This is a genomic window from Nocardiopsis xinjiangensis YIM 90004, from assembly GCF_000341145.1.
GTDB lineage: Bacteria > Actinomycetota > Actinomycetes > Streptosporangiales > Streptosporangiaceae > Nocardiopsis > Nocardiopsis xinjiangensis.
On record NZ_ANBE01000032.1, the window covers coordinates 64,544 to 77,332 of the forward strand.

The following is a 12,789-nucleotide window of genomic DNA, read 5'->3' on the forward strand; positions in this document are numbered from 1 at the left end:
ACCACGCCGTCCCGCGGCGACCCCGCGGTGACCGCGCCCCCACGTGCACCCCGCAGGCGCCCCACACCGCCGTGTGTGATGAGCGCTGCGTGTGATGAGCACGGAGCAGGGGAGCGGGACACGGCCCCGCACCACGGATTCTCACCGGGCCTCTGCCGCAGACCGACCCCGGCTCACGCGCCGTTGCTGGCGAGCGTGAGCGGCAGGACCGCCGGGGCACCGGAGCGTCGTAGCAGCGAGGCGGCCACGGTCAGGCTCCACCCGGTGTCGACGTGATCGTCCACCAGCAGCACCGGCCCCTCCGACCGCGACGCCCGTTCTGCCGTCTCGGGGCCGATCCGCAGGGCAGCGTGCACCTGGGCCAGGCGCAGGGCGCTGTTGTGCCGCCGCTCCCCCGGCCCGGCGGCGCTGCCGTACTCCAGGGAGCCGAGGGGTTCCATCCGGCCGAGACGGGCGATCCGCGCGGCCAGGTCGGTGATGAGAACCGGTCGGGACACCGACGGCATCGCGGCCACGGCCACGGGGCGATGGGTCCAGTCCCAGTCGGCCAGCACCCGCACCAGCCCTTGGAGGACCCGTTCGCTCACGGGTTCGTCCGGGGCATCGGCGGCCAGGAGACGGCGCAGTTCGGTGCCCCAACCGACGTCTGTGATGCGGGCCAGGGCACGCCCCTCCTCGTGGCGTTCGCCCTCGGGCACCCGTCCGCTGAGCGGTACGTCGAGCGTCTTCATCCCGGTGGGCCACTGGCGGCGCGCACTGATGGGCGTACCGGGACGGTCGAGCAGTCCGGCGGCGGCGCTGCGCCGGTCGGGGTCGACCTCGGTGGGCCAGTACTGGCCGGTACACACGTCGCAGCGCCCACAGGGGCGTGCCTCGGGGTCGTCGAGCTGGGTGCGCAGGAACTCCATGCGGCACGTGGTGGCGGCGATGTAGCCGAGCATGGCCCGGCGCTCGCGCTCCCGGGCGGCCGCCACGGCGGTGTAGCGCTCCGCGTCGTAGACCCAGGGATGGCCGGTGCAGACCCAACCTCCGCGCACGCGCTGCACCGCCCCGTCGACGTCGAGGACCTTGAGCATCTGCTCCAGGCGGGAACGGCGCAGGTCGACACGGGTCTCCAGCCGACTGATGGAGAGCGGTTCGCCGGCCTGTTCGAGCACGTCCAAGGTCTGTCGGACGGTCTGCTCGGGCGGGAAGGACAGGCTCGCGAAGTAGTCCCAGATCTGGGTGTCCTCGCGCCCGGGCAGCAGCACGGCGTGGGCCCGGTCGAGCCCGCGGCCGGCACGTCCGACCTGTTGGTAGTAGGAGATGGGTGACTGGGGCGCGCCCAGGTGGATCACGAAACCGAGGTCGGGCTTGTCGAAACCCATGCCCAAGGCGCTGGTGGCGACCAGGGCCTTGACCTCGTTGGCAAGGAGGGCGTCCTCGGCCTCCCGGCGCTCCTCGGGATCGCTCTGGCCGGTGTAGGCGCGCACGGCCATGCCCTGTTCGGACAGGAACCGGGCGGTCTCCAGGGCCGCGTTGACGGTGAGGGTGTAGATGATTCCGGAACCCTCGATGCGGGGCAGGTACTCGGCCAGCCATCCGAGGCGGGCGGTGGGATCGGGCAGTTCGGCGACGGCCAGGCTCAGGCTCTCGCGTTCGAGAGGACCGCGCAGGACGAGGGTCTCCTGGCGTTCGTCCCCCGAGCGCAGCTGTTCGGCGACGTCGTGGGTGACCCGTTCGTTGGCGGTGGCGGTGGTGGCGAGGACGGGGATGCCGTCGGGCAGGTCGTGCAGGAGCCGGCGGATCCGCCGGTAGTCGGGGCGGAAGTCGTGTCCCCAGTCGGAGACGCAGTGCGCCTCGTCGACCACGACCAGGCCGGCCCCTGCGGCGAGCTCTGGTAGGACCCGGTCACGGAACTCGGGGTTGTTCAGGCGCTCGGGGCTGATGAGCAGGACGTCGACGAGACCGGCCTGGACGTCGGCATAGGTGGACTCCCAGTCCGTGGTGTTGGAACTGTTGATGGTCCGGGCCTGGATACCGGCGCGTTCGGCGGCGGCGATCTGGTTGCGCATGAGCGCCAGAAGCGGGGAGACGATGACGGTGGGCCCGGCCCCCGCGCCCCGGCGCAGGGCCGTGGCGACGAAGTACACGGCGGACTTGCCCCACCCGGTGCGCTGCACGACGAGGGCCCGGCGCTGGTGGGCGACCAGGGCGTGGATGGCCGTCCACTGGTCCTCGCGCAGCCGGGCGCCGTCCCCGGCCAGGGCGCGCAGATGGTGTTCGGCGCGCTCGCGTAGTGCGGCTTCGTCCGAGGCCACCTGGGTGTCGTGGGTGCCGTCGTGCGTGGGGGTCCTCATGCGTTCCTTGTTACCAGAGCCGAGGGACCCGGAATCGGTTGTCCACAGGCCTGATGAGGAGCGCCACACCTCTGGCCCCGGACCAGGCAGAGGAGGCATCGGCCCGCAGGGACCACCACGAGACTCGGGGTAACGGGACAGCCACTCTTCCCTGTCCCGGCATTGCCCTTCGTCCGCGGCGGCTGAACACTCTGCCGTCAGGGCCCACGTCCAGCTGTGCCGACAGCACTCACGGTCACGCGCGAAAGGCGACCGGTGCAGCGGCCGAGGCCCGCCCGAAGCACATCCCCCAAGTGTGCGGGGGTGGTTCTCGTCCCGGTCCGCTCGCGGGACGAGAACCATCGCCCATACCGACAAAAGCACCGCAGTCACGCGACTCACACCCGCCGGACCGGGCTCCGGCGTACGTTCCACTCCTCGGAACAGGACAGAATGACGTTCATGGCCCGTACTACTTCCCGTCCCCCCGAGGATCTCGCCGAGAAGATCATCGACATCGACGTCTCCGAGGAGATGCGCGGCAGCTTCCTGGAGTACGCGTACTCGGTCATCTACCAACGCGCACTGCCAGACGCCCGCGACGGCATGAAGCCGGTGCAGCGGCGCATCCTCTATCAGATGAACGAGATGGGACTGCGGCCCGACCGCGGCCACGTCAAGTGCGCCCGCGTCGTCGGTGACGTCATGGGACGCCTGCACCCGCACGGCGACTCCGCGATCTACGACGCCCTGGTCCGGCTCAGCCAGTCCTTCGCGATGCGTGTGCCGTTGGTGGACGGCCACGGAAACTTCGGCTCCCTCGGCGGCGACGACGCCCCCGCCGCCATGCGCTACACCGAGGCGCGCATGGCCCGCCCCGCACAGCTGCTGGTCGAGGGCATCGACGAGAACGTCGTCGACTTCAAGCCCAACTACGACGGGCAGGAGACCGAGCCCGAGGTCCTGCCCGCCGCCTTCCCGAACCTGCTGGTCAACGGCTCCTCCGGGATCGCCGTCGGTATGGCCACCAACATGGCCCCCCACAACCTGGGCGAGGTCATCACGGCCGCGCGGCACCTGGTGCTGAACCCCGACGCGAGCCTCGAGGAGCTCATGGAGTTCGTCCCGGGCCCGGACCTGCCCACCGGTGGCACCATCGTGGGACTGGACGGGATCCGCGACGCCTACGCCCGCGGCCGCGGCAGCTACAAGACGCGTGCGACCGTCTCCATCGAGAAGGTCTCGGCCCGCCGCACCGGCCTGGTCGTGACCGAGCTGCCCTACAACGTGGGCCCGGAGAAGGTCATCAGCCGCATCAAGGAGCTGGTGCAGTCCAAGAAGCTCCAGGGCATCTCCGACCTCAAGGACCTCACCGACCGCAACCAGGGGCTGCGCCTGGTCGTGGAGCTCAAGAACGGCTTCAACCCCGAGGCCGTCCTCGAGGATCTGTACCGCCTGACGGCGATGGAGGAGTCCTTCGGGATCAACAACGTCGCTCTCGTCGACGGCCAGCCCCGCACTCTGGGCCTGCGCGACCTGCTGCAGGTCTACGCCGACCACCGGCTCGAGGGGGTGCGCCGCCGCAGCGAGCACCGGCGGGACAAGCGCCGCGAGCGCCTGCACCTGGTCGACGGGCTCATGGTGGCGCTGCTCGACATCGACCGTGTGATCGCCCTGATCCGCGAGGCCGACGACACGGCCGGAGCGCGTGAGGCGCTCAAGGGCGCCTACGAGCTCTCCGACGTGCAGGCCCGCTACATCCTCGACACCCCGCTGCGTCGCCTGACTCGTTTCGACCGGCTGGAGCTGGAGACCGAGCGCGAGAAGCTGAACAAGGAGATCGAGGAACTCACCGCGATCCTGGAGTCGGACAAGAAGCTGCGGCGCGTGGTCGCCAAGGAGCTCAACGCCATCACCAAGGAGTACGCCACTCCGCGCCGCACGCAGCTGCGCGATAACGACGGCCAGGCCCGGGCCGCGGTGATCCCTCTGGAGATGGCCGACCAGCCCTGCCACGTACTCATGGGTACCGACGGCACCATCGGGCGCAGCAAGGGCGCGACCCTTCCGTCCGCCTACGAGGGCATCCGTACCACACACGACTCGGTCGCCACCTCGCTGCCGACCACCTCGCGTTCGGAGATCGGCCTCGTCACCGACCTGGGACGGTTGATCCGGTTGCCGGTGGTGGAACTACCCGAAGTGCCCGACTCGGCCGAGGAGGCGCCGCCGTTGGCGTCCGGCCTTCCCGTCGGGGAGTTCGTCCAGCTCGGGGACGACGAACGTGTGGTGTCGGTGGTGGGCATGCACGCCGAGGGGCCCGGGTTCGTCCTGGGCACACGGGGCGGTGTGGTCAAGCGGGTCGCCCCGGACCAGCCACCGAACAAGGACGATTTCGAGGTCATCGCACTCAAGGACGACGATCGGGTGGTGGGCGCCACCCAGCTGTCCACCGGTGAGGAGGACCTCGCTTTCATCACCTCCGAGGCGCAGCTGCTACGTTTTTCCGCGTCGGCAGTGCGGCCCCAGGGCCGTCCCGCTGGCGGCGTGGCCGGGGTCCGGTTGACCGAGGACGCCCGGGTGCTGTGGTTCGGGTCCGTGCCGAGCCCGCAGGACTCGGTGGTGGTGACGGTCTCCGGGTCCTCCCGGACGTTGGACGGAACCGACGGCGGAACTGCCAAGGTCACCCCGTTCGAGTCCTATCCCAGCAAGGGCCGGGCAACCGGCGGTGTGCGCTGTCACCGCTATCTCAAGGGCGAGGACACCCTGTTGTTCGGCTGGATCGGTCGTACCCCGGAACGTGCCGCGCGTGCCGACGGCAAGCCGGTGCGCCTGCCCGACCCGAACGACCGCCGGGACGGGTCCGGGGAGGCGATGAGGAGCCTCGTGACCTCAGCGGGGTCGGGGCAGACCGACTCAGGCATCACCCCCGTGGAAATGCCGCCCTCCTGACCCCGTGGAGCGGCCACCGTCCGGTACCGGGCGTGTGTCGTGACGTGCCGTGCGCAGGGATCCGTTGCCTGCGCACGGCCGCACGACGTCCCTGCGGTGTGCACGGCCGTGCACACCGACGATCACGACGAGGAAGGGCACGAGAATGAGCCAGTCCGACAAGACCCCCTCCGCCTTCGACGACGTGTTCTCGGCCAACGCCGAGTACGCCGCGAACTTTCAGCTGAAGGGCTTGCAGCCCGTCGCCCAGCGCGGTCTGGCTCTGATCACGTGCATGGACTCGCGCATCGAGCCCCTGGACATGTTGGGTCTGGAGCCCGGTGACGCGAAGATCCTGCGCAACGCGGGCGCCCGCGTCACGGACGACACCCTGCGAACGCTGGTCCTGGCCGTGTACCTGCTCGGTGTGGACCGTGTACTGGTGCTGCCGCACACCCGCTGCAAGATGGCGTCCGTGGAGGGCGACGACGCGGTGCACGACGTCATCGAGGAGCAGTACGGCGTGGACACCCGGAGCCTGGAGTTCCACACCGACAACAACCAGCGGGGCGCGCTCCGCCACGATCTCGAGCGCATCCGCCACCACCCGCTGCTTCCCGAGGGCCTGCCCGTCACCGGCGCCATCTACGACGTGGACACCGGCCGTGTGGACCCCACCGGCCTCTGAACACGTGACAGGCCGACGGAGCAGCACCGGCGTGCGTGGGCAGGTGGGAAACACACCGCGTGTGCCGGGGCGGAGAACCCGCTCACGGTGAACGCGCCGCGGGCCGCGGTGGTGGGTAGGTCTCCTGGGGGGCGGGGAATGCCGACGTCCTCCGGGCGGTTCTCACCCCCAGACGGCTCGTCGTCGAGAGGAGCACCGTGGCTGACAGCACCTACGACACCTTCAACCGCGCCCGCCTGTTCATGGAACTCGGCGACCCCATCTACGCGGCCCGCATCCTCGAACCCGTGGCTGATGAGGAGACCGAGAACCGTTCCATGATGGAGCTGCTCGGACGTGCCTACTTCGGCTCGGCACAGCTCAACAAGGCCGAGCGCACCTTCCGCCGGCTCATCGAACTCGACCCCGTCGACAACTGGGCGCACATCGCTCTGGCACGCACCCTCGAACGGCAGAACCGCTACGAGGAAGCGGCCACCTACCGCCGGATGTACTCGGTGATGTCCGGCGGCAGCCTGGACTGACACCGCACGCGGCCGCGCCGAGAGCTCTCCGGCGCGGCCCGACTATGGTGGCTGCCATGATCTCACCTCCACCGCACGTCCCCGAACCCGGCGAGAACCCCCCGTGGGTCGAACGCGACACCCGCACCACACGCCGGTGGGCCGACGAGGCCGTGCGCAAGGTGATGGCCGACGCCAACCGCTCGGCCGACACCCACCTGCACGCCTTCCCCCTCCCGGAGGAATGGGGCATCGACCTCTACCTCAAGGACGAGTCGGTCCACCCCACGGGCAGCCTCAAGCACCGCCTGGCCCGGTCCCTGTTCCTGTACGGGTTGGCCAACGGGTGGATCGCCGAGGGAACGACGATCGTGGAGGCCAGCTCCGGGTCGACCGCGGTCTCGGAGGCCTACTTCGCGCAGTTGATCGGGCTGGAATTCGTCACGGTCATCCCGCGCAGCACGAGCCCGGAGAAGATCGCGCTCATCGAGAGGTACGGCGGCCGCTGCCACTTCGTCGACGCTCCCCCGGCGATGTACACCGAGGCCGAGCGCCTGGCCGCCGAGACCGGCGGGCACTACATGGACCAGTTCACGTACGCCGAGCGGGCCACGGACTGGCGGGGCAACAACAACATCGCCGAGTCGATCTTCGAGCAGCTGGCACTGGAGCGTTATCCCCATCCGGAGTGGGTCGTCGTGGGGGCCGGTACCGGGGGCACTTCGGCAACCATCGGCCGCTACCTGCGTTACCGCCGCCTGGGCACTCGGCTCGCTGTGGTCGACCCCGAGAACTCGGCGTTCTTCCCGGGGTGGGTGACGGGCGCCTCCGACTACGGGACCGGTAGGCCCTCGGGCATCGAGGGGATCGGCCGGCCCCGCATGGAACCGAGCTTCGTCCCCTCGGTGATCGACCTGATGATGCCGGTGCCCGACGCCGCCAGTATCGCGGCCATGCGGGACCTGCACGACCGGACGGGACTGTCGGCGGGCGGCTCGACCGGAACGAACCTGTGGGGTGTGTGGCACCTGATCGCCCGCATGCTCCGTGAGGGCCGCAGAGGCAGTGTGGTCACGCTCATCTGCGACGGCGGCGAGCGTTACCAGCACAGCTACTACGACGACACGTGGGTGAAGGAGCGCGGCATGGATCCGGCCCCCTACCGCACGGCGATCGAGCGGCTGCTGTCGGAAGGTGTGTGGGAGCCTCCCCGCGCCTGATCCTCGCCCGTGAAACAGGAACGGTGGCCGCGATCCCCGGAAGGCAGGGCGTTGCGACCACCGCCAGGGCCCCGGCCCACGGCCGGGTCCCTGGTGTTCGGTGCCTCAGGCGTCGATACGTGCGGCGTCGAGCTCCTGCGCGCCGTCCTGGATGAACCGGCGGCGCGGGGCCACCTCGTTGCCCATGAGCAGGCTGAACACGGACGCGGCCTCCTCGGCCTGTTCCACCTGGATACGGCGCAGCGTACGGTGGCTCGGGTCCATGGTGGTCTCGGCGAGCTGGTCGGCGTCCATCTCACCCAGACCCTTGTACCGCTGCACCGGTTCCTTCCAGGAGATACCGCGCTTCTCGAGGTCGAGCAGGATGCGCTGCAGCTCGGCGTCGGAGTAGGTGTAGATGTAGCGGTCTTCCTTCTTGGCTCCCCGCTTGCGCTTGGTGTTGGTGATCTCGATGCGGTGCAGCGGCGGTACCGCCGCGTAGACCCGCCCGGCCTCCAGCATGGGGCGCATGTAGCGGTAGATGAGGGTGAGCAGCAGGCACCGGATGTGGGCGCCGTCGACGTCGGCGTCGGCCATGAGGATGATGCGGCCGTACCGCGCGGCGTCGATGTCGAAGCTGCGCCCGGAACCGGCACCGATCACCTGCAGGATGGCGGCGCACTCGGCGTTCTTGAGCATGTCTGCCACCGACGACTTCTGCACGTTGAGGATCTTGCCCCGGATCGGCAGCAGCGCCTGGAACTCCGAGTCGCGCGCCAGCTTGGCGGTACCGAGCGCGGAGTCCCCCTCGACGATGAAGAGCTCGCTGTGCTCCAGGCCCTCGCTGCGGCAGTCCACGAGTTTGGCCGGGAGCGCCGAGCTCTCCAGGGCGTTCTTGCGGCGCTGGGTCTCACGCTGCTGGCGGGCGGCCAGGCGGGCCTTGGCGGCGCCCACGACCTTCTCCAGGACGTTGCGTGCCTTGGCCTTGTCCGCGCGCTTGGTGGAAGCGAGCCATTCCTTGAGGTGCGAGCCCATGATCTGGGAGACGATGCGCGTCGCGGCGGAGGTGCCGAGGATCTCCTTGGTCTGGCCCTCGAACTGCGGTTCGGGAAGGCGCACGGTCACGACCGCGGTCAGGCCCTCCTGGGTGTCGTCCTTGGTGACGGGGTCGTCGCTGTTCTTGAGGAGCTTGGTGGCGCGCAGCTGGTCGTTGATCACCCGCACCAGGGCACGTTCGAACCCGTTGAGGTGGGTTCCGCCCTTCGGAGTGGCGATCACGTTGACGAAGGAACGCACGGTGGTGTCGTAGCCGCTGCCCCAGCGCAGGGCGATGTCGACCTCGAGGCGGCGCTCGACGTCGGTGGGCACCATGTGCCCCTCCTCGTCCAACACCGGCACGGTCTCGTTGAACGTGCCGCTGCCCTGGACGCGCAGCACGTCGCTGACGGCCTCGTCGGTCGCCAGGTAGGTGCAGAACTCGCCGATCCCGCCGTCGAAGCGGAATTCCTCCTCGTAGTGGGGGGCGCCCTCGGTGCGCTCGTCGCGCACGGCGATGGTGAGCCCGGGGATGAGGAAGGCCGTCTGGCGCGCACGGTCCATCAGGGACTCACGCGCGATGTCGGCTTCCTTGAGGAAGATCTGGTTGTCGGGCCAGAAGCGGATGCGGGTGCCCGTGTTCTTCTGGGCGACCTTGCGTACCTGCTCCAGGCCGGAATTGGGGGTGAACTCGGCGTCGGGCCCGGCACCGCCGAAACGGCCGGCGATGCCGCGACGGAAGCTGAGCGCGTAGGTGTGGCCCTGGCGGTCGACCTCGACGTCGAGTCGGGACGAGAGGGCGTTGACCACGGAGGCTCCGACACCGTGGAGTCCACCGGAGGCGTTGTAGGAACCGGAGCCGAACTTGCCGCCCGCGTGGAGCTTGGTCATGACGAGCTCGACACCGGAGAGACCGGACTTGGGTTCGGCGTCCACCGGGATCCCGCGTCCGTCGTCGGCCACGGAGACGGAACCGTCTGCGTGGAGGACGACATCGATGCGGGAGCAATAGTTGCCCAGGGCCTCGTCGACGGAGTTGTCGATGATCTCCCACATGCAGTGGGTGAGGCCTCGGCTGTCGGTGGAGCCGATGTACATGCCCGGCCGTTTGCGCACCGCCTCAAGACCTTCGAGGACCGACAGGTGCCGGGCGGAATAGTCCTCGGGGTCGTGGACGGCTGCGGTCAAGGCGGTCACTCGGACATCTCCTGCGTCTTGAGGGCCATCGGGCTCCAGTAGCGGTGCGTGCCCTTTGTACCGCGCCGCACTGACTGAACGAGGGGCGGGCCGCGCCGAAGAGTGGTGATCCCTCACACGGTCGTCGGGACGGGAGGGGACAAAAGTGGCCGGCGGTGTGCGTCCGCCGCTGGGTGCGCGACGGCATCGGGTGTTCCGCGCGGTCGGCGGGTCCTACCTCGCGCGAGACTACCACCTCCCCGCGTGTGCAACCGGTGGCAGCGGCCGGGAAGCTCCCGTGGTCCGGGGATGCAGAACCAGCACGAGGGGTACACCGTTGACAAGGGCCGACGCGCAATGACATTGCTCCCGAAAGAGGACGAAAGGGAATCATCCCGGCTGATTCCGCTGTCGGCGTACAGGGGATCAGGTTGGGAACGTCCGCGCCGGGTTAGATGTTGTCAGAGGTGACTAACGCCGAGTATTGAGGATGGCGAAGTGACTGGAACCCTTGCCCCCACCCAGCCGCTGACGGCTGCTGACCGTTGCGACCGCTGTGGTGCACAGGCGTATGTCCGGGTACTGCTGAACTCCGGCGGCGAGCTGTTGTTCTGCGCTCACCACATGCGCAAGCACGACGACTCGATCCGAAAGATCGCCTCGGACATCCAGGACGAGACGGACAAGCTCCACGAGAGCAACAACGCCACGGACGAGCGTTAGCCACGGCACGGTCGCGGGACCTTCCCGCGACCGGTACGGCACAACAGAAAAAGCTTGTGTAGGCGGCGGTCCCTCGGGGCCGCCGCCTACGTTTTTTCTGGGGCTCGCGCACCGGCCCACACGGCCCCGGGACGCCTCTCAGCCGAGGACCCGGTTGTGGTACCGGCTCGCCGGCACGAACCCGAACCCCTCGTACAGACCGAGCGCCGGACCGTTGCCTTCGACCACGCACAGGTAAGCGCTGCGAGCACCCTTGTCGTGGGCCCAGGTGAGCAGATCCCCGAGTACACCGCGCCCCACGCCCCTTCCCCGTGACGCGGTGGCGGTGACCATGGAACAGATCGCCGCGGATTCCCCGTCGACCACCACACAGCCGCGTCCCCGCCCGCCCGGCGCGACCCCGTAACCGGCCGCGACCTGACCCAGGATGCGTTCGACCCCGCGGGCCTGGCGCTCGGAACCGGCGGTCAGGGCCGACCACTCCAGAGTGGGACGGGTCCCGATCTGCGTGGTTCCGGGCCCTTCGGGGCGTCGGACGAGGCCCCGCTCGAGCACGAGGGTGGGCTCGACCTTCCGGTATCCGGCCGCGGCCAGCCGGATGCCGGTCCCCTCCTCACCCGGCCAGACCTGCACACAGGGGGCGAGGCCGTGTCGGCGATAGAATCCGGTCACCACATCGACGTCGGCGCCGGGTTCCAGGACGAGTGCGCAGTTGGCCCGTTTGGTGACACCCTCGCTCCTCCCCAGGCGCCACCCGCCGCGTTCGACCGTCTCCAGCGCGGGCCAGTCGGCGGCCACCCGCCGCGCCCACTCGTGCATGTCGGCCTCCTCACCTCCGGAAGCCGCGATGTTACCGGGGTTTACCATGGGTGCGTCCTTCCGCCCCCTCCCCATCTGGAGTCCTGCATGCTCGTCCTCCTGCCGCCCTCGGAGGGCAAGGCCACCGACGGCGACGGTCCACCGCTCGACCTGGCTTCTCTGACCCTTCCCGGCCTGACGGCCACGCGCGAGGAGGTCATGGCGGCGCTCATCGAGGTGTGCTCGGGCCCCGAGGAGGAGGCCCGCGGGATCCTGGGGCTCTCCTCCACGCAGACGGACGCGCTCAAACGCAACCTGTCACTGGAGACGGCACCGACCCTGCGCGCCGACCAGCTCTACACCGGGGTTCTCTACGACCGCCTGGGCCTGGCCGACCTGCCCCGCACGGACCGGCTGCTCGTCTTCTCCGGATTGTGGGGCGCGGTGGGCCCTGCCGACCGGTTGCCGCCCTACCGGCTGTCCATGGGGGTCAAACTGCCGCCGCTGGGCGGGCTGGGCGCGTACTGGCGCCGGGCCGCGAAGAAGGAACTGGACGAGTTCACCGAGGGGCACCTGCTGGTGGACTGCCGCTCCTCGGCCTACGCGGGCGTCTACAGGAGCAAGGCGGCACTGGCTGTACGAGTGCTGCGCGAACGTGTGGTGGACGGGCAGGCCAGGCGGTCGGTGGTCAGCCACATGGCCAAGGCCACCCGTGGCGACATCACCCGTTCACTGCTGCTGGAGAACGTGGACGCGCGCACCCCGGAGGAGCTCGCCGATGCCCTGCGCGACCTGGGACACACAGCGGAGCTCGGCCAGGGACGGCTCGATGTCATCGTGCGCGACTGAGCCGGTCCCCGACCGAGCTCCTGGTGTTCAGGACGTGTGGGTCACCGGTTGCCGAGTTCCCGCTCGATCGCGTCGACCTTGCCGTGCAGGGCGTCGCTGACGCCCTCACGGATGTCGGCCTTGATGCTGAGCGAGACCCGGGAAGTGCCTTGGCCGGCAGCCTCGGTGGCACGCCTGACGACGTCCATGACCTCGTCCCACTCACCTTCGACAGTGGTGAACATGGCCGAGGTCTCGTTGGGGAGGCCGCTCTCGCGCACCACCCGGACCGCTCGGGCCACAGCCGGCGCAAGAGACTCGCTATTACCTTCCGGGGCTACGGAGAACGCAAGGATCATGACCCCATGCTGCATCCGCCCCCGGGGCACTTCAAGCATGTCCTTCGGAAACGCACACGAGCCGTCACCCGCTGTCACGATACGACCCAGTATCGCAACTTTATGCCACACCTACAGCACCTGCGGCAGCATGATGCCGTCGGATGGAACACGCCTTGGTGAACACGGGTGCCGTACACACCTCGCGGAGATCAACGCTGACTGATCGCCACACCCGCGCGCGGGCGGGGG

At 69.4% G+C, this 12,789-nt stretch carries 10 protein-coding genes; 6 read left to right on the forward strand and 4 right to left on the reverse strand.

Annotated features, from left to right (window positions below; genetic code table 11):
- Positions 1–173: 173 nt before the first annotated feature.
- A complete protein-coding gene (locus D473_RS0115720) occupies positions 174–2,339 on the reverse strand; it encodes a RecQ family ATP-dependent DNA helicase (protein ID WP_017610019.1) in 2,166 nt (721 codons plus the stop codon).
- A 441-nt stretch (positions 2,340–2,780) separates the two neighbouring features.
- On the opposite strand from D473_RS0115720, the gene D473_RS0115730 reads away from it, so the two are divergent.
- From D473_RS0115730 to D473_RS0115745, 4 genes are all read left to right on the forward strand, one after another.
- Positions 2,781–5,270: a DNA gyrase/topoisomerase IV subunit A gene (locus tag D473_RS0115730; protein WP_026127001.1), complete on the forward strand. Its 2,490-nt coding sequence runs from the start codon at positions 2,781–2,783 to the stop codon at positions 5,268–5,270.
- Between the two features lie 145 nt (positions 5,271–5,415).
- Complete coding sequence (locus D473_RS0115735) at positions 5,416–5,937, forward strand: beta-class carbonic anhydrase (RefSeq protein ID WP_017610021.1); 522 nt, start codon at positions 5,416–5,418, stop codon at positions 5,935–5,937.
- Between the two features lie 197 nt (positions 5,938–6,134).
- Entirely contained in the window at positions 6,135–6,461 is a 327-nt protein-coding gene (locus D473_RS0115740; RefSeq protein WP_017610022.1) for a tetratricopeptide repeat protein, read from the forward strand.
- Between the two features lie 56 nt (positions 6,462–6,517).
- The gene (locus tag D473_RS0115745) at positions 6,518–7,660 is read left to right on the forward strand and encodes an L-cysteine desulfhydrase Cds1 (protein WP_017610023.1); all 1,143 of its coding nucleotides are present in this window, start codon (positions 6,518–6,520) and stop codon (positions 7,658–7,660) included.
- Positions 7,661–7,765: 105 nt separating this feature from the next.
- On the opposite strand, the gene D473_RS0115750 is transcribed toward D473_RS0115745, so the two are convergent.
- The gene (locus D473_RS0115750) at positions 7,766–9,871 is read right to left on the reverse strand and encodes a DNA gyrase/topoisomerase IV subunit B (protein ID WP_017610024.1); all 2,106 of its coding nucleotides are present in this window, start codon (positions 9,869–9,871) and stop codon (positions 7,766–7,768) included.
- A gap of 477 nt (positions 9,872–10,348) precedes the next feature.
- Here D473_RS0115750 and D473_RS0115755 point away from each other — a divergent pair, with 477 nt between their 5' ends.
- On the forward strand, positions 10,349–10,573 hold the full coding sequence (locus D473_RS0115755; protein ID WP_026115812.1) for a DUF7455 domain-containing protein: 225 nt from the start codon (positions 10,349–10,351) through the stop codon (positions 10,571–10,573).
- A 138-nt stretch (positions 10,574–10,711) separates the two neighbouring features.
- Here D473_RS0115755 and D473_RS0115760 read toward each other — a convergent pair whose 3' ends face one another.
- On the reverse strand, positions 10,712–11,392 hold the full coding sequence (locus D473_RS0115760) for a GNAT family N-acetyltransferase (protein WP_026127003.1): 681 nt from the start codon (positions 11,390–11,392) through the stop codon (positions 10,712–10,714).
- 87 nt (positions 11,393–11,479) lie between these two features.
- Between D473_RS0115760 and yaaA the strand changes: the two genes are divergently transcribed.
- Entirely contained in the window at positions 11,480–12,220 is a 741-nt protein-coding gene (gene yaaA / locus D473_RS0115765) for a peroxide stress protein YaaA (RefSeq protein ID WP_017610026.1), read from the forward strand.
- Between the two features lie 41 nt (positions 12,221–12,261).
- Here yaaA and D473_RS0115770 read toward each other — a convergent pair whose 3' ends face one another.
- A complete protein-coding gene (locus D473_RS0115770) occupies positions 12,262–12,558 on the reverse strand; it encodes an MTH1187 family thiamine-binding protein (protein ID WP_026127004.1) in 297 nt (98 codons plus the stop codon).
- Between the last annotated feature and the right edge of the window lie 231 nt (positions 12,559–12,789).